This is a genomic window from Streptomyces sp. NPDC049597 (assembly GCF_040675505.1).
Classification (GTDB): Bacteria; Actinomycetota; Actinomycetes; order Streptomycetales; family Streptomycetaceae; genus Streptomyces.
Genome location: NZ_JBFAOY010000009.1, coordinates 18,501 through 35,279 on the forward strand (window position 1 = coordinate 18,501; position 16,779 = coordinate 35,279).

At 71.8% G+C, this 16,779-nt stretch carries 15 protein-coding genes; 12 read left to right on the plus strand and 3 right to left on the minus strand.

The features are described 5' to 3' along the window. The first annotated feature begins 110 nt into the window (after positions 1-110). Positions 111-1,868, plus strand: coding sequence for a VCBS repeat-containing protein (locus AB0K02_RS12850; RefSeq protein WP_365992422.1), 1,758 nt, complete (start codon positions 111-113; stop codon positions 1,866-1,868). 54 nt (positions 1,869-1,922) lie between these two features. Here the strand turns inward: AB0K02_RS12850 and AB0K02_RS12855 are convergent, their stop codons facing one another. Further along, positions 1,923-2,858 carry an NADP-dependent oxidoreductase gene (locus tag AB0K02_RS12855; protein ID WP_365992424.1) on the minus strand — a complete coding sequence of 312 codons (936 nt, stop codon included), beginning with the start codon at positions 2,856-2,858 and terminating at the stop codon, positions 1,923-1,925. A gap of 114 nt (positions 2,859-2,972) precedes the next feature. Between AB0K02_RS12855 and AB0K02_RS12860 the strand changes: the two genes are divergently transcribed. Then, positions 2,973-3,995 carry a helix-turn-helix domain-containing protein gene (locus AB0K02_RS12860; protein WP_365992426.1) on the plus strand — a complete coding sequence of 341 codons (1,023 nt, stop codon included), beginning with the start codon at positions 2,973-2,975 and terminating at the stop codon, positions 3,993-3,995. Positions 3,996-4,028: 33 nt separating this feature from the next. Here the strand turns inward: AB0K02_RS12860 and AB0K02_RS12865 are convergent, their stop codons facing one another. Next, on the minus strand, positions 4,029-4,478 hold the full coding sequence (locus tag AB0K02_RS12865; RefSeq protein WP_365992427.1) for a hypothetical protein: 450 nt from the start codon (positions 4,476-4,478) through the stop codon (positions 4,029-4,031). Positions 4,479-4,582: 104 nt separating this feature from the next. On the opposite strand from AB0K02_RS12865, the gene AB0K02_RS12870 reads away from it, so the two are divergent. The 5 genes from AB0K02_RS12870 to AB0K02_RS12890 all read left to right on the plus strand — a co-directional run bounded on the left by AB0K02_RS12870 (position 4,583) and on the right by AB0K02_RS12890 (position 10,815). Further along, positions 4,583-5,344 (plus strand): GntR family transcriptional regulator, encoded by a 762-nt coding sequence (locus AB0K02_RS12870; RefSeq protein ID WP_365992428.1) that lies wholly within the window; start codon positions 4,583-4,585, stop codon positions 5,342-5,344. Further along, positions 5,341-7,773, plus strand: a complete 2,433-nt coding sequence (locus AB0K02_RS12875) for a dolichyl-phosphate beta-glucosyltransferase (protein ID WP_365992430.1) — start codon at positions 5,341-5,343, stop codon at positions 7,771-7,773. Before AB0K02_RS12870 ends, AB0K02_RS12875 begins: the two co-directional genes overlap by 4 nt. Positions 7,774-7,896: 123 nt before the next feature. Then, a complete protein-coding gene (locus AB0K02_RS12880) occupies positions 7,897-8,547 on the plus strand; it encodes a hypothetical protein (protein ID WP_307714343.1) in 651 nt (216 codons plus the stop codon). A gap of 138 nt (positions 8,548-8,685) precedes the next feature. Further along, the gene (locus tag AB0K02_RS12885) at positions 8,686-9,639 is read left to right on the plus strand and encodes a class I SAM-dependent methyltransferase (RefSeq protein WP_365992431.1); all 954 of its coding nucleotides are present in this window, start codon (positions 8,686-8,688) and stop codon (positions 9,637-9,639) included. A 294-nt stretch (positions 9,640-9,933) separates the two neighbouring features. Then, complete coding sequence (locus tag AB0K02_RS12890; RefSeq protein ID WP_365992432.1) at positions 9,934-10,815, plus strand: SGNH/GDSL hydrolase family protein; 882 nt, start codon at positions 9,934-9,936, stop codon at positions 10,813-10,815. 193 nt (positions 10,816-11,008) lie between these two features. Here AB0K02_RS12890 and AB0K02_RS12895 read toward each other — a convergent pair whose 3' ends face one another. After that, positions 11,009-11,758: an SLATT domain-containing protein gene (locus AB0K02_RS12895; RefSeq protein WP_365992433.1), complete on the minus strand. Its 750-nt coding sequence runs from the start codon at positions 11,756-11,758 to the stop codon at positions 11,009-11,011. Between the two features lie 325 nt (positions 11,759-12,083). Between AB0K02_RS12895 and AB0K02_RS12900 the strand changes: the two genes are divergently transcribed. The 5 genes from AB0K02_RS12900 to AB0K02_RS12920 all read left to right on the plus strand — a co-directional run bounded on the left by AB0K02_RS12900 (position 12,084) and on the right by AB0K02_RS12920 (position 16,487). Then, positions 12,084-12,419 (plus strand): YbaB/EbfC family nucleoid-associated protein, encoded by a 336-nt coding sequence (locus tag AB0K02_RS12900; protein ID WP_307714339.1) that lies wholly within the window; start codon positions 12,084-12,086, stop codon positions 12,417-12,419. Between the two features lie 92 nt (positions 12,420-12,511). Next, positions 12,512-13,111 (plus strand): recombination mediator RecR, encoded by a 600-nt coding sequence (gene recR / locus AB0K02_RS12905; RefSeq protein WP_365992434.1) that lies wholly within the window; start codon positions 12,512-12,514, stop codon positions 13,109-13,111. Beyond that, positions 13,104-13,763 (plus strand): DUF5063 domain-containing protein, encoded by a 660-nt coding sequence (locus AB0K02_RS12910; protein ID WP_365992435.1) that lies wholly within the window; start codon positions 13,104-13,106, stop codon positions 13,761-13,763. Before recR ends, AB0K02_RS12910 begins: the two co-directional genes overlap by 8 nt. A 403-nt stretch (positions 13,764-14,166) precedes the next feature. Then, entirely contained in the window at positions 14,167-15,438 is a 1,272-nt protein-coding gene (locus AB0K02_RS12915) for an aspartate kinase (RefSeq protein WP_365992437.1), read from the plus strand. Next, entirely contained in the window at positions 15,435-16,487 is a 1,053-nt protein-coding gene (locus AB0K02_RS12920; RefSeq protein ID WP_365992438.1) for an aspartate-semialdehyde dehydrogenase, read from the plus strand. Before AB0K02_RS12915 ends, AB0K02_RS12920 begins: the two co-directional genes overlap by 4 nt. Positions 16,488-16,779: the final 292 nt, after the last annotated feature.

Here is a 16,779-nt window from a genome sequence, read left to right on the forward strand (position 1 = left end):
CGCGGCGGCCCCATACGCCACGGAAACATCACCACTCCCGTACATCCCTCCCCCCGCCTCGTGCGTCTGACCTGGTGCCCGCACCTGTGGCATCACTCCCTGGGGGGACCTTGACTCCGAAGAGAACCGGCCGCCCGGCGGCCACCCGCCGCCTGGCGGCATGCACCGCGCTCACCCTGTCCGTCACGGCGGGCGCCCTGCTCGCCGCCCCGGCGCCCGCGTTCGCGGACGAACCGCCGGCGCCCCGCACCGCCGTCGAGCAGCCCGCGCGCGACGCGGCGCAGCTGCCCCGCCTCGACCTGCCGCGCCCGGAGGTGAACCGCGGCGCGTTCAGCGCCCAGGACGAGGGTGCGCCGCTCGCCGAGCCGCGCAGCGACGTCGACGGCGACGGCTGGTCCGACATGGTCCTGCAGAGCCTCGACGGGACCGTGTACGTCGACACCGGTGCCGAGAGCCACGAGGTCACCTACTACCTCTCCGGCGAGAGCGGCACCCAGAGCTACAAGGACGTCTTCACCGCGGCCGGTCTCCAGCCGAACGGTCCGGTCCACTTCACGCTCACGGCTGCCGGCCGGCTCTCGGCGTACACGAACGACCTGTACTACCCGAGCAACTTCTGGTCGGGCCACGGCTGGCAGATCTACAACAAGGTCTTCTCGCCCGGTGACCTGACCGCCGACGGCATCGGTGACGTGCTCGCGCGTACCCACGCCGGCGACCTCTACCTGTACCCGGGCACCACCAGCACCTCCAGCCCGCTCGGGTCCCGGGTGAAGGTCGGCTCCGGCTGGGGCCAGTTCGACCAGCTCGTCGGCATGAACGACGTCAACAACGACGCCGTCGCCGACCTCTTCGCCCGCAACACCGCGGGTGAGCTGTTCTTCTACAGCGGCACCGGCGAGGCCACGCGTCCCTTCAAGGACAGGGTCAAGGTCGGCAGCGGCTGGAACATCTTCAACACGCTGTTCAGCATCGACGACCTCGACGAGGACGGCAACGCCGACCTGCTCGCGCGCGCGTACAACGGCGATCTCCACCAGTACTCCTCCACCGGCACGGGCGCCTTCCTGCCCCGCGTGAAGCTCGGCAGCGGATGGAACACGGTGAGCCGGTTCGCCAACGGCAGCAGCCTCCCCTCGTGGGGCAAGGACGAGATGATCGGCCTCGACACCCACGGGACCCTCTACTACTACTACGACCTGAACAACGGCCGGTTCGCCCCGCGCGACCAGGCCAGCCAGGACGGCGGGTTCAAGGGCGCGAGGCTGTCGTACTTCTCCTCGCTCGACGACGACGGCTACGCCGACCTCTTCGAGGTCTACAACGGCCACCTCTACAACTTCAACCACTCGTCGGGCTCGATCCACGACGTCGGCGGCGGCTGGGGCGTCTACAACACCCTCGTCGGCCTCGGTGACCTCTCCGGCGACGGCAAGGGCGACATCGTGGCCCGCGACGGCTCGGGCGTGCTCTACCTCTACCGCGGCTACGGCAACGGCAGCGGCTTCGCCGCCAAGCAGCGGATCGGCAGCGGCTGGGGCCAGTTCAACGTGCTCGTCGGCGCCGGCGACGTCTCCGGTGACGGTCGCGCGGACCTGATCGCCCGCGCGAAGGACGGCACGCTGTACCTCTACCAGGGCACGGGCGTGGCCTCCGCGCCGTTCAAGGCGAAGAAGCTGATCGGCTCCGGCTGGGGCCAGTACACCAGGCTGGCGGCACCGGGCGACATGAACGGCGACGGCCGCGCGGACCTCGTCGCGCGTACCAGCGGCGGCACGCTCTACCGCTACGACTCCGACGGCAAGGGCGGCTTCAAGCCCAGGGCCGGCATCGGCACCGGCTGGAACACGTACACCGGCCTGTACTAGGCACCACGGCCCGAAGGGGCGCCGCCGGCACGGCGGCGCCCCTTCGGCGTCCGGTCACACGACAGTGAGCACGATCTTTCCCTGCGTCCGGCCCGTCTCGCCGATCTCGTGCGCCTTGCCGGCCTGCTCCAGCGGCAGCACCGTGTCCACGTGCACCCGCAGCCTGCCCGACTCGACCAGTGCGGCGATCTCCCGCAGCCCGCCGTTGTCGGGCTCCACGATCGTGAACCCCGCGCGCAGCCCGCGCTGTTCGGCCTCCTCGGCCAGGTACGCCTCGGCGGGCGAGGCGAGGGAGACCAGCATGCCGCCCGGCCGGAGCACGTTCAGGGACCGCGGCCCGTACTCACCGCCCACGGCGTCCAGAACCACGTCCATGTCCTCGACGACCTCGGTGAAGTCCGTCGTCCGGTAGTCGACGACCTCGTCGGCGCCGAGCCCCCGCACGAAGGCGTGCTTGGCCGCGCTCGCCGTGCCGACGACGTACGCGCCCCGTGCCTTGGCGATCTGGACGGCCAGGTGTCCGACGCCGCCGGCCGCCGCGTGCACCAGCACGCGCTGCCCGGGGCGTACGCCGGCGGTGTCGACCAGCGACTGCCAGGCGGTGAGCGCGGCGATCGGCAGGGCGGCGGCCTCCACGTGCGAGACCCCGGCCGGCTTGCGCGCCAGATGGCGGGCCGGCGAGGTCATGAACTCGGCGTAGGCGCCCGCCGGTTCGGGCAGCCGGGGCATGCCGAACACCTCGTCGCCGGGCCGGTACATCGTCACGCCGAGGCCGACGGCCTCCACGACGCCGGACACGTCCCAGCCGAGCGGCACCGGGCGTCCGTCCCCGAGCAGCCCGCCCGTCGAACGGTGCCACCAGTCCGTCGGGTTGACCCCGGCGGCGTGTACCCGCACCAGGACCTCCGAGGGACCGGGCTCGGGACGGTCGGTCTCGACGACCTTCAGCACGTCCGGTCCGCCGAGTGTGTCCTGCCTGATGGCCCGCATGATGTCCGCTCCTCGTCAGGGGAATCGGCCCCGGCCGGGGCCCGGGACCAACCCTGCGGCAGTGAAAAGCCGTATTCGAGTGGCCAGATGGCCATGATGTGCAAGGATCTGGCCATGGCCTTCTCCGCCCCGCACCGCGTCGTCGTCCTCGCGCTCGACGGCGTCTACCCCTTCGAGATGAGCATCCCGGTCCGGATCTTCGGCACCGCCCGAGGGCCCGGCGGCGAACCGCTGTACGAGGTGATCACCTGCGGCATCGGCGGCGGCACGGTGCGCACCGGCGCCGACTTCTCCGTCACCGTCGAGCACGGGCTCGACGTGCTCCCGACGGCGGACACGCTCGTCGTCCCGCCGTTCACCTGCGGCCCGGACCGGCCCCAGGAATGGCTGCCCGCGCCGCTCGCGGCGGCCCTGACGACGCTCCGCCCCGGCACCCGCGTCGTGTCCATCTGCACCGCCTCGTACGTCCTCGCCACCGCCAGCCTGCTCGACGGCCGCCGCGCCACCACGCACTGGAACGAGGCGGAGGAGTTCCAGCGCGCCTTCCCCCGGGTCGAGGTCGACCCGGGCGTGCTGTTCGTCGACGACGGCGACGTGCTGACGGCGGCGGGCGTCGCGGCCGGCGTGGACCTGTGCCTGCACCTGCTGCGCCGCGACCACGGCAGCGAGGTCGCCAACCGGGTGGCGCGGCTGTGCGTCGTGCCGCCGTGGCGGGACGGCGGCCAGGCCCAGTTCATCGAGCGGCCGGTGCCGCCGCCGTCCGCGGCGTCGACCTCCGCGACCCGCGCCTGGGCACTCGGCCGGCTCGGCCGCCCGCTCACCCTCGCGGAACTGGCCGCCCACGCCCGGATGAGCGTGCGCACGTTCTCCCGCCGCTTCCGCGAGGAGGTCGGCACGACGCCGGTCCAGTGGCTGACCCGCCAGCGCGTCGAGCACGCCCGCCGCCTGCTGGAGACGACGGACCTCCCCGTGGACCGGGTCGCGGCGGAGTCGGGCTTCGGGACGGCGGCGTCGCTGCGCCAGCACATGGCCGCGGTGATCGGGGTGTCACCGATGGCATACCGCCAGACGTTCCGCGCCCGGGCGGGCGAGCCGGCCGCCGGAGGGCTGCGGGCGGGGGAGCCGGTCGCCTCGTAGCCCTTCGGCGCGAGCGGGGGCGCCGGCGGGCGCTCACGCCCCCCGTTCCACCTCCAGGAAGCGTCGGCGCCGCGGGCCCCGGTACAGCAGCGCCTCCCAGCCGAGGCGCCCCAGGGCCGCCGCGCACGCCCTCAGCTCGGCCTCCTCGGCCTGCGCCGCGCCGCCGCCCGGCGGGCCCAGCCACTCCACGTACACCGTGGCCGGACGCTCGCCGGGGCGGACGCGGTAGCCGGTCGCCGTCCTCGTGCCGTCGGCGCCGACCGCCGACGGCGGAAAGCCGGCCGCCTCCAGGGCCAGGGACACCGCGCGCACCATGCGGGTCAGCTCCCAGGGCGCGGGGACGGCCGACGGGTCCGGGGCCGTCGCGTTGGTCACACGCCGGATCTGGAGCAGCCCTTCGAACGCCGTGCGGACCTCGGCGGCCCGGCCGGCCCCGGACACCGGGACACCGTCGCCGTCGGCCGGTTCGAACACATCCGTCACATCCGTCTCGCTTCCGTCACAGTGCGGGGCCCGGACATCACGACCCCGCCACGAACCCTGGCCTATCGTGTCCGGGACCGAAGCAGAAGGAGAAGGCCACCACGATGCCCGGCAACGCCAGCGGCGGCGGCACCGCCGTCACCCGCAGCACCCTGCGGCAGCAGATCGCGGACGCGCTGCGTGACGAGGTGCTCGCCGGGCGGCTCCAGCCCGGGCAGGAGTTCACGGTCAAGCAGATCGCCGACCAGTACGGCGTCTCCGCGACACCCGTGCGCGAGGCGCTCGTGGACCTGTCCGCGCAGGGGCTGCTCGAATCGGACCAGCACCGCGGTTTCAAGGTGCACCGGTTCTCCGTCGACGACTACCGCACGATGATCGAGGCGCGCTCGATGGTGGTCGACGGCGTCTTCCGGCAGCGCACGGAGCGCGGTTCCGCGGCCCCGAGCGCCCAGGCCCTGCTGTCCGTGCGCCGCCGGGCCGAGGAGGCCGCACGGGCGGCACGCGCCGGTGACCTCGACATCCTCATCGGCTACGACCTGCGGTTCTGGCGCGAGCTCGGAGCGCTCGTGACCAACCACTACATCTCCGAGTTCCTGCACCGGCTGCGGGTGCAGGCATGGGTCTTCGCCGTGCCGTACCTGCGGTCCGACCCGGAGCTTTCGCAGTGGCTGTGGAGCGGGCACGAGAAGGTGGTGGACGCCGTGACCCACGGTGACGCGGAGAGCGTGCGCCAGGAGATCCACGCCTACAACGCGCACGCCCTCGCGTGGGCGGACCGGCTCGAACGCCGACCGGTCCCCGCCGGCGGGCCCGCCGCCGACCGCCGCGGCCCGGCCCGGATCCCCGACGCCCGGTCCGAGCGGTGAGCGTGGACCTGAGCGTCGTCATACCGGCGTACAACGAGGAGGTACGCCTCGGCCCGACGCTGGACGCCGTCTGCGCCTTCCTGCGCGCCGACCCCGAGCGCTGGGGCGAGTGGGAGCTGATCGTCGTCGACGACGGCTCCACCGACGCGACCGCCAAGATCGCCCAGGAGGCGGCGGCCGAGGAGCCCCGCATCCAGCTCGTGTCGAGCGGGACCAACCGCGGCAAGGGCCATGCCCTGCGCATGGGCGTCCTCGCCTCCTACGGGCGGCGGGTGCTGTTCACCGACGCCGACCTCGCGGCCCCCATCGACGAGCTGGCCCGCCTCGACGACGAGCTCGCCGCCACCGGCGCCGCTGCCGCCATCGGCTCGCGCGCCCACCCCGACGCACGGATCGAGGTGCACCAGCGGCCCCTGCGCGAGTGGCTCGGCCGCATGGGCAACCGGCTCATACGCCTCGTCGCGGTGCCCGGCATCCGCGACACCCAGTGCGGCTTCAAACTCTTCGACGGCGACAAGGCGCGCGCCGCGTTCGCCGACTCGCGGCTCACCGGGTGGGGCATCGACGTCGAGATCCTGCGCTTCTTCCGCCGCGAGGGCTGGCCCGTGACCGAGGTCCCGGTGCGCTGGTCGCACGTCGCCGGATCCAAGGTCAGGCCCGCCGACTACGGCAAGGTGCTGCTGGAGCTGCTGCGGCTGCGGACCCGCGCCGTGCGGCGCGCCGACCTCGCCGTCGCCGGGCTCTTCCTCCTCGCGTCCGTCCTGCTCTACAAGGGCCTGTGGGCGGACCTCGACCGCGGCTACCTGCGCGACGCCGGCCAGGACCAGAACCAGTGGGAGTGGTTCTTCGCGGTGACCGCCGACAACGTCACGCATCTGCGCAATCCGCTGTTCACCACCCTCCAGGGATATCCCGAGGGCGTGAACCTGATGGCCAACACGGTCATGCTGGGCCTGTCGGTCCCCCTGACCCCCGTTACGCTGGCCTTCGGGCCGACCGTGACGTGGGCGCTCGTCCTCACCCTCGGCCTGGCCGCGACCGCCGTCTCCTGGTACTGGCTGATCGCCCGGCGGCTCGTCCGCAACAGAGCCGCCGCCGCGCTCGGCGGCGCCTTCGCCGCCTTCGCGCCGCCGATGATCTCGCACGGGAACGCCCACCCGAACTTCCTCGTGCTCTTCATGCTGCCGCTGATCGTCGACCGGGCGCTGCGGCTGTGCGAGGGCCGGAACGTGGTCCGCGACGGCGTGCTGCTCGGCCTGTTCGCGACGTACCAGATCTTCCTCGGCGAGGAGGCGCTGCTGCTCGCCGCCGTGGGGATGCTGCTGTTCGCCCTGTCGTACGCACTGGCGCGGCGCGACGTGACCCGGGCGGCCTGGCGGCCGCTGCTGCGCGGGCTGGGCATCGCGCTGCTGGTGAGCCTGCCGCTGGTGGCCTTCCCCCTTGGCTGGCAGTTCTTCGGGCCGCAGAGCTACAAGAGCGTGCTGCACGGCGACAACGCGGGCAACAGCCCGCTCGCCTTCCTGCAGTTCTCGGGCCGTGCCCTGCTCGGCTCGGACGCGGGCGCCGACCCGCTCGCGATGAACCGCACCGAACAGAACGCCTTCTTCGGCTGGCCGCTGATCGCGGTGAGTGTCGCGCTCGTGATCCAGTGGTGGCGACTGGCGCTGGTGAAGGCGCTGGCGTTCACGGCGGTGGCCGCCGCGTTCCTGTCGCTCGGACCGAAGTTCCGCATCCCGTACACCGACGTCGTGCTGACCGGCCCCTGGCGGGCGCTCGCGCACCAGCCGCTGTTCGAGTCGGTCATCGAGTCGCGGATGGCGATGGTGTGCGCACCCGTGCTCGGCATGCTGCTCGCTCTGGCCGCCGACCGTCTCGCGGCGGCAAAGAACCGGTCCCGGGCCCTGCGGGCAGCGGGCTTCGCGGCGCTGGCCGCGGCGCTGGTGCCGGTGATCCCGACCCCGTACCCGGTACGGGAGCGGGCGGAGGTGCCCGGCTTCATCACCCACGGCGCGTACCGCTCCTACCTCGGCGAGGGCGAGTCACTGGTCACCGTGCCGCTGCCCACGCCGGGCAGCGCGGACGCCCTGCGCTGGCAGTCGGCGAACGGCCTCGGATTCCCGGTCGCCGGCGGTTACTTCAACGGCCCGTGGGGCCCCGACCGCATCGGGATCTACGGTGCGACGCCCCGTCACACCTCCAACCTGCTCGCCGACGTCCGCAACACCGGCCGGGTCCCCGTGATCGGCCCCAACTGGCAGGCACAGGCCCGCGCCGACCTCGCCGCCTGGAAGGCCGGCGTCGTGGTGCTCCCGCCGCAGTACCACGAGCGGGCACTCTACGAGACGGTCACGAAACTGCTGGGCAGGCCGGGAGAGCGCGTGGCCGGGGTATGGGTATGGGACGTGGGGGCGGAAGGCGGTATGCGGTGAGGGTCCTCTTCGCCGGTCCTCCGCCCGGCATTACGCTGTCCCGTCGACCGTCCGCGACCCGACGCCCCCATGGCGCAGCCAGGGGGAGAACCCCCGTCCGTACCGCTGAGAGCGAGCCTTCCCTTGGCCTGTGACCTGTGGCTGGTCCCCCTTGTCGACGTGCTGTGCCACAGCCCCGACAATCCCTTCGCCGAAGAGATCGCCTCCTACGACAAGGCCCTGACCGGTGCCGGTCTGCCCACCGTGCCGGTCTTCGCCTACATGCCGGGTCTGTCGGGCGACGTCGCACCGGTCGCCGGCTTCGACTACGACGCACTGCACTTCCTGCGGCGTGCCTACCTGCTCCAGCTGTGCGGTCTCGCGGTGACGCCGGTCGACGAACTCGGCGGCGACTACGAGCAGTTGCTGGAGATGTTCGAGTCGACGGCGCAGCAGTCGCACCTTGTGTGGCACTACGACCACGCGGGCGCGTACGTCCCGGTGGACTTCCCCGCGCCGCTGTTCAACGACGAACTTCTGGAGGGAGGCGGTCCGTTGGGATCCACGCAGGGTCTTCTGCGCGAACTGGAGTACGTGGCCCCCGCGATCGGCATCGATCCGGCGAACCCGCCGGCCGCGCCCGAGCCGCCGGAGCGTCCCACCGCCCTCGAGGAGCCCGCCGGTCCGATCCCGTACGACGAGAGTCCGTTCGCACGGGAGCGGCATGTGTGGCTGGGGCTGCACGCGGCGGCGACACGAAGCCTCGGACAGGGCTCGATGATCATCTTCAGCTGACGCGGTCGTCGCCGAGGTCCGCGTAGGACCCGGAGGGAGGTGCCGTACACGCGCCCGACGGACGCCCGACGCATGGCGGAAGGATGCCGGACACGTGGCGGACGGGTGCAGGACACCTTCCTGCTGTAGGACCGGGGCATGTCGCAGACAAGTACCCCCGCCGAGGGGACGGCCGCGGAAGAACTTCCCAGGCCGGAGCGGTTCGCGGACGTCAAAGGCTGGTTCTGGCCGGTCGATCAGCTGATCTTCGACTGGTTTCTGACCCGTCACAGAGACACGGACGTGAAAGGTGACCTTCTGGAGCTCGGCGCCTACATGGGCAAGAGCGCGATCTTCCTCGGGGGCTATCTGCGGGAAGGAGAGACCTTCACCGTCTGCGACCTGTTCGACTCCGAGGCGCCGGACGACCCCAACAGCGCGGAGATGGACCGCTCGTACGCCACGCTGACGCTCCGGGCCTTCGAGGCCAACTACCTCTCCTTCCACGACCAGCTGCCCACGGTGGTGCAGGCGCCGACGTCCGTCATTGCCTCCCGCGTCGCGCCGGCCACCTGCCGCTTCGTCCATGTCGACGCGTCCCACCTGTACGAGCACGTCCACGGCGACGTGGCCGCGGCGCGGGAGCTCCTGCTCCCCGACGGGATCGTGGCCTTCGACGACTTCCGGGCCGAGCACTGCCCGGGCGTCTCGGCGGCGGTGTGGGGCGCGGTGCCGACGACCGGCCTGAAGCCGATCGTGATCACGGGCAGCAAGCTGTACGGGACGTGGGGCGACCCCGCTCCGTTCACCGAGGGGCTGCTGGAGTTCCTGGCGACGCGGACCGACGTGTGGCACGGGGTGGAGGAGGTCGCGGGCCTGCCCCTGATCCGTATCAAGGGCCCCAAGGCGGAGCCGCCGGCCCCGCCGGTCTCGCGCAACGAGCCGCTCCCGAAGCCCGCTCCGGCCCCCGCCCCGGAGCCCGTCACCCCGCCGCCCGCTCCCGCACCGCCCCCGGCGGCGCCTCCCGCGCGCCGCTCCCTTGCCCGCCGCCTGGCCCGGGACCTGCTCCCGCCGGTCCTGACGCGGGCGCTGACATCCGGCCGCAGGCGCTGAGGAGATTCACCAGCCGACCACGGCATTGGGACACGACGGCTCCGGGGCGAAGGCCCCGGAGCCGTCGCGCGTGACGGCAAGCACACATGGCCGTACGGGCGTTGGTGACGGCTCACGAAAAAAGTGTCAAGGGTTGGGATCTCGTCACAGGCGCGGCGGATGCGGGGCGCTCCTACGCTTCTCGCACCGATCGGGTGAACGCGCCCCGGCGGGCAGGTCGTGGCTCCGCGAACCGGCGCCCGAGCGCCGGAGCATGCCAGAGCCGCACCATTCGCCTGAAGGAGCCGCCCCCCCATGCCGTACCGCGCCAAGAACAGAGCCCTGTCGGTGGTCATCGCCGCCGGCGCGACCGCCGCCCTCGGGCTGGGGACCGCCGCTCCCGCCCGGGCCACCGCCGAACCGCTGAACTACGTCGCCCTCGGGGACAGTTACAGCGCCGGTTCGGGCGTCCTCCCGCTCGACCCGGCCGCATTCCCCCTGTGCTTCCGCACCACCAGGAACTATCCGCGCCTGCTCGCCGCCCGGACCGGCGCGAACCTCACGGACGTCACCTGCGGCGCCGCGAAGACCGAGCACTTCACGCAGGCCCAGTACCCGGGTGTCGCCCCGCAGTTCGACGCGCTCGCGAGCGACACCGACCTGGTCACGCTGACCATCGGCGGCAACGACAACAACACCTTCATCAGTGCCATCGTCGCCTGCGGCACGCTGGGCGCGCTCACGGCCGGCCAGGGCAGCCCCTGCAAGGACGCCTATGGCAGCAGCTTCTCCGACGACATCGCCGAGAAGACGTACCCCGCGATCAGGACGGCCCTGAACCAGATCCGGGCCAGGTCGCCGAAGGCAGAGGTCGCGATCATCGGCTACCCGTGGATCCTGCCCGAGCAGGCCGTGCCCGGCTGCTTCCTCAAGATGCCGGTCGCCAAGGGCGATGTGCCCTACCTGCACCAGCTGCAGACGGACCTGAACGCGGCCGTCGAGAAGGCCGCCGCCGAGGCCGGCGCCACCTTCGTCGACATGGCCGAGGTGTCGAAGGGCCACGACGCCTGCAGTCCGAAGGACACGCGCTGGATCGAACCGCTGCTGTTCGGCACCAACGTCGTACCGGTGCACCCGAACGCGGCAGGCGAGGCCGCGATGGCCGGCCAGGCGGCCGCGGTGCTGAACCTGGACTGACGGACGACGTCCCGGGCCCCGGGTTGTCCGCATGACGGGGACGACGTCCCGGGCCCCGGGCTGTCCGCATGGCGCCCTGCGGCGCGGGCTCCCGCGTGGCGCCGACCGCCCGGGCGTGTGCTCCCCGCACGGCGCCGGCCGCCCGCGCGGCCGTTCGTCACGGCGACCGGGCGCATCCGGCCCCGCGCGGATCTCAGCGCGGCGGCTCCGGGGGCCGCTGCCGGGGCATGTTCGGGCGGGTGCCCGGCGGCAACGGGAAGCGGCCCTGGATCACGCCCGCGGACTGTGCCGGGGGGCCCGCCTCCGGGCGGGCGGGGGGCTGGGTCGTCAGCCGCAGCGGAGCCGGTCCCGCGCGGAAGGCGGTCATCCAGTCCGCCGTCTCCGCGCGGACCAGTTCCGAGACGTCCTCCGAGAAGCGGCGCAGCACCCCGAGGCAGCGCTCGGCCGCCTCGCTCGCCGTGCCCTCGGTCGGGCCCAGCACCTCCCGCACGCTCTCGGACGCCCAGTCGAACTGCAGCGACTGCAGTCGCTGCTGCACCGCCTGTGCCGTGGCGACGTCGCGCATCCAGCCCGCGGTGAGGCCGAAGTACCGGTCGCAGGCCACGCACGCCGCGGCGAGCAGCAGACTGACGTAGCCCCAGGGGGAGGCCCCGGACACCGCGCCCGTCAGGTCGAGCATCGGCAGGGCCGCCCCGGTGACGGCGCCCAGCGCCGTACCGAGGCGCAGCAGCCGGGCCCAGCGGCGCTTGCGGGCGCGGTCCGCGAGATACCACTCGGCCGTCCGCAGGGCGTCGGCCTCCACCCACCGGTAGAGCTCGTCGAGGCGGACCGCGGGCTCCCCCCAGTCGCCGAGCGGGAACGCCCGTCCGGTCAGGTCACCCAGCGGCGCGGTGCCGCCCTCCTCCCGGGCCGGCCCCCCGGGCTGCATCTCCGGCTGGCTCACCGGTGCGCTCCTCTACCCTCTACGGCTTCAGCGGCTTTGCTGAAAAGGTGCTCAAAAGGTGCTGACGTTACACCGTGTGACGTACGGTGCGCGCGTTCGTTCTCATACGCCCCGCGAATGCGCACGCCCTTCATACCGCCGAATGGTGGGCTGTGCGCCCTCGATGCCCGTATTTCCGCCCGCACGGGGGCCTTGATCAGGTAGAGGCTCCTGGTCGGGGCCGGTGGCTCTCACTCGAAAGAGTTGGTCACCTCCAGGTGGGGCATCGCGCCCGGTGACCACGTAGGCTCGGCCGTATCGAAGCAACGTACGGACAGGAGTGACCGTGATTCCCGGTGGTGGCCAGCCCAACATGCAGCAGTTGCTCCAGCAGGCCCAGAAGATGCAGCAGGATCTCGCCCGGGCGCAGGAGGAGTTGGCGCAGACCGAGGTCGAGGGCCAGGCGGGCGGCGGTCTGGTGAAGGCCACCGTCACAGGCTCCGGCGAGCTGCGCAACCTCGTCATCGACCCGAAGGCCGTCGACCCGGAGGACACCGAGACCCTCGCGGACCTCGTCGTCGCCGCCGTCCAGGCGGCCAACGAGAACGCCCAGCAGCTCCAGCAGGACAAGCTCGGGCCGCTCGCGCAGGGCCTCGGCGGCATGCCGGGTCTGCCGTTCTGACCCGGCCTTCCCCCGCGGGTCCCGTCAGGCCCTTCTAAGCGTCATATTCACCAACTACCGTAAGCAGCAAGCACGCAAGGAAAGGCGTTCCGTTGTACGAAGGCGTGGTTCAGGACCTCATCGACGAACTGGGCAGGCTGCCCGGCGTCGGTCCCAAGAGCGCGCAGCGGATCGCCTTCCACATCCTCCAGGCCGAGCCGACCGACGTCCGCCGGCTCGCGCACGCGCTGCTGGAGGTGAAGGACAAGGTGCGCTTCTGCGCCGTGTGCGGCAACGTCGCACAGCAGGAGCAGTGCAACATCTGCCGTGACCCCCGCCGCGACGAGGCCGTCATCTGCGTCGTGGAGGAGCCGAAGGACGTCGTCGCGATCGAGCGGACGCGTGAGTTCCGCGGCCGGTACCACGTTCTGGGCGGCGCCATCAGCCCCATCGAGGGTGTGGGCCCGGACGACCTGCGCATCCGCGAGCTGCTGGCCCGCCTCGCGGACGGCACGGTCACCGAGCTGATCCTGGCCACGGACCCCAATCTCGAGGGCGAGGCGACGGCCACATATCTCGCACGCATGGTGAAGCCGATGGGACTCAAGGTCACGCGGCTGGCCAGCGGCCTCCCGGTGGGGGGAGACTTGGAATACGCCGACGAGGTCACGCTCGGGCGTGCCTTCGAGGGGAGACGACTGCTCGATGTCTGACGCCATGCTGCACGCCGTAGGCCAGGACCCGGACGACTTCGCGGTCCAGATCGCCGACTCGATCGAATCCTTCATCGTGGCGACGACCGAGGTCGCGAAGGGCGACGAGCCGGACAGCGCGATCCCGTTCCTGCTGCTGGAGGTGTCCCAGCTGCTGCTGACCGGAGGCCGCCTGGGCGCGCACGAGGACATCCTCCCCGACGAGCGGTACGAGCCGGACACCGGGCCCGACCTGGACGTCGACGAGCTGCGCGAGCGCTTCGCGGTGCTCCTCGACCCGGTGGACGTCTTCTCCGAGGTCTTCGACCCGTACGAGCCCCGCAAGGCCCCGGTGCCCTCGCGGATCTCCGACAGCCTCGCGGACATCGTCACCGACCTGCGCCACGGCCTCGCCCACTACCGCGCGGGCCGCACCACGGAGGCGCTGTGGTGGTGGCAGTTCTCGTACTTCTCCAACTGGGGCCCGACCGCCTCCGCCACCCTGCGCGCCCTCCAGTCCCTCGTGGCCCACGTCCGCCTCGACCAGCCGCTGGCCGAGCTGGACGGCCTGGACACCGACGAGGACCTCGCCGAGGAGCTGCTGGCCGAGGAGGCCGGCAAGGTCATGGCCGAGGAGATCGCCGGCCCGCTGGGTCTGCGCCGGGCGCGCTGACGCCCCTGCGCCTCCGCGCTCGCGGTGCCTCCGCGCTCGCAGTGCCTCCGTGCTGACGGCGGTGTCGCCCGCTTGCGGCGCCTCCGTTCTGTCCGCGCCCTCCGCCCGCGGCGCCTCCGTGCTGAACGCGCCCTCCGCCCGCGGCTGCCTCCGTGCTGACGGCGGCACCCTCCGCGCCCGCGGTCGGTCGGCACCCGGCTGTGAAGCGGGCCACATCTCGCGTACGCTGCCGCGGCCTGGGCAGCAGCCATCCGAGCGGCCGCGGAGGTCCCTGATCCCTTCCTGGATGATCACGTAGTGAGCGGGACATCTCACCATGTGACATCACAGGGGCGTATCGCGGCCGCTCGATAGACTGAGCCGACCGCAGTAGTGACTGCACAAGACCGAGCGAGGAGCGCACGTGGGCCTTGTCGTGCAGAAGTACGGAGGCTCCTCCGTAGCCGATGCCGAGGGCATCAAGCGTGTCGCCAAGCGGATCGTCGATGCCAAGAAGAACGGCCACCAGGTGGTCGTCGTGGTTTCGGCGATGGGCGACACGACGGACGAGCTGATCGATCTCGCCGAGCAGGTATCCCCCATCCCTGCAGGGCGTGAATTCGACATGCTGCTGACCGCCGGAGAGCGGATCTCCATGGCCCTGCTGGCCATGGCGATCAAAAACCTGGGCCACGAGGCCCAGTCGTTCACCGGCAGCCAGGCAGGCGTCATCACCGACTCGGTCCACAACAAAGCGCGCATCATCGATGTCACGCCGGGCCGGATCCGTACGGCGCTGGACGAGGGCAACATCGCCATCGTCGCCGGCTTCCAGGGGGTGTCCGCGGACAGCAAGGACATCACCACGCTCGGCCGGGGCGGATCGGACACCACCGCCGTCGCCCTCGCCGCCGCGCTGGACGCCGAGGTCTGCGAGATCTACACCGACGTCGACGGCGTCTTCACCGCCGACCCCCGGGTCGTCAAGAAGGCCCGCAAGATCGACTGGATCTCTTTCGAGGACATGCTGGAGCTCGCCGCGTCGGGCTCGAAGGTGCTGCTGCACCGGTGCGTGGAGTACGCACGCCGTTACAACATCCCGATCCATGTGCGCTCGTCCTTCTCCGGACTGCGCGGCACCTGGGTCAGCAACGAACCGCAAGGGGATCAGAAGGTGGAGCACGCCATCATCTCCGGAGTCGCCCACGACGTCTCCGAGGCCAAGGTCACCGTCGTCGGCGTCCCGGACAAGCCGGGCGAGGCCGCGGCCATCTTCCGTGCCATCGCCGATGCCGAGATCAACATCGACATGGTCGTGCAGAACGTCTCGGCGGCCACCACGGCGCTGACGGACATCTCCTTCACCCTGCCGAAGACCGATGGCGCCAAGGCCATGGCCGCGCTGGAGAAGCAGAAGTCGGCGATCGGCTTCGACTCCCTGCGCTACGACGACCAGATCGGCAAGATCTCCCTGGTCGGCGCCGGTATGAAGACGAACCCGGGTGTGACCGCGTCCTTCTTCGAGGCGCTGTCCGACGCGGGCGTGAACATCGAGCTGATCTCGACCTCCGAGATCCGCATCTCGGTGGTCACCCGCGCCGACGACGTCAACGAGGCCGTGCGCGCCGTGCACACCGCCTTCGGGCTCGACTCCGACTCCGACGAGGCGGTCGTCTACGGAGGCACCGGGCGATGAAGCCCAAACCGGCGCTCGCGGTCGTGGGAGCGACCGGAGCCGTCGGTGCGGTGATGCTCCGGATCCTGTCGCAGCACGCCGACATCTGGGGCGAGATCCGACTCGCCGCCTCCCCGCGCTCGGCCGGCCGCAAGCTGGCCGTGCGCGGGGAGGAGTGCGAGGTCGTGGCGCTCGGCGAGGAAGTCTTCGACGGCATCGACGTCGCGGTGTTCCTCGTGCCGGGCGAGGTGTCCGAGCGGTGGGCGCCGGTCGCCGTCGCCAAGGGCGCGGTGGTCGTGGACAACTCCCCGGCCTTCCGCATGGACCCCGACGTCCCGCTCGTCGTGCCCGAGGTCAATCCGCACTGTGTACGGGTGCGCCCGCGCGGCATCGTCGCCAGCCCCCACGACACCACGCTGACGCTGGTGCCCGCGGTGGGGGCGCTGCATGCCGAATTCGGCCTGCGGGAACTGGTCGTGTCCTCGTACCAGGCCGCAAGCGGCGCCGGGCGGGACGCGGTGGACGCCCTGCGTGCCCAGCTGTCCCTGGTGGCCGGCACGGAGCTGGGCACGGGGCCCGGCGACGTCCGCCGTGCCGTGGGCGACGACGGGCTCGGCCCGCTGCCCGCGCCGCTCGCGCTGAACGTCGTGCCCTGGACCGGCGCGCCGCGCGAGGGCGGCTGGTCGTCCGAGGAGCTGGGGCTGCGTGCCGAGACCCGCAAGATCCTGGACCTGCCGTCGCTGAAGGTCGCGGCGACCTTCGTACGTGTGCCCGTGCTGACCACACACTCCCTGGTGGTGCACGCGCGCTTCGAGAACGAGGTCACGGTCGACCGGGCGCACGAGATCCTCGCGACCTCGCCGGGTGTCGTGCTCTACGACGACCCGGAGGCGGGCGACTTCCCGACGCCCGCGGATGTGGTGGGCACCGATCCGACGTGGGTGGGCAGGGTGCGCCGGGCACCGGACGACCCGTCGGCGCTGGAGCTCTTCGTGTGCGGCGACAACCTGCGCAAGGGGGCCGCGCTGAACTCCGCGCAGATCGCGGAGACGGTGGCCGCCGAGCTCTGAGCCCGGGGACCGGGGGACCGGGGGACCGGCCGCGGACGGCCGAACCGATAATGGGAACGGATTGTCCGTGCGGCTTTGTAGGATCTGTCCACGCCCTTGAACTGCTTGAGATCTGTACCACTTGAACTGGGGCGTGAGCCTGTTCGATCATTCGCTTCTCTCCTTTCTGCAACCGGCAGTTGGGCGGGAAGCGCTTTTGCGGTCGCCTCGGAACGGTGCCGTAAATATGGGGCATTGGGGATGAGCGAGTGCGCACAAGGGCATCTGGTCCGCCGTCAAAAGCGGTGGCGTA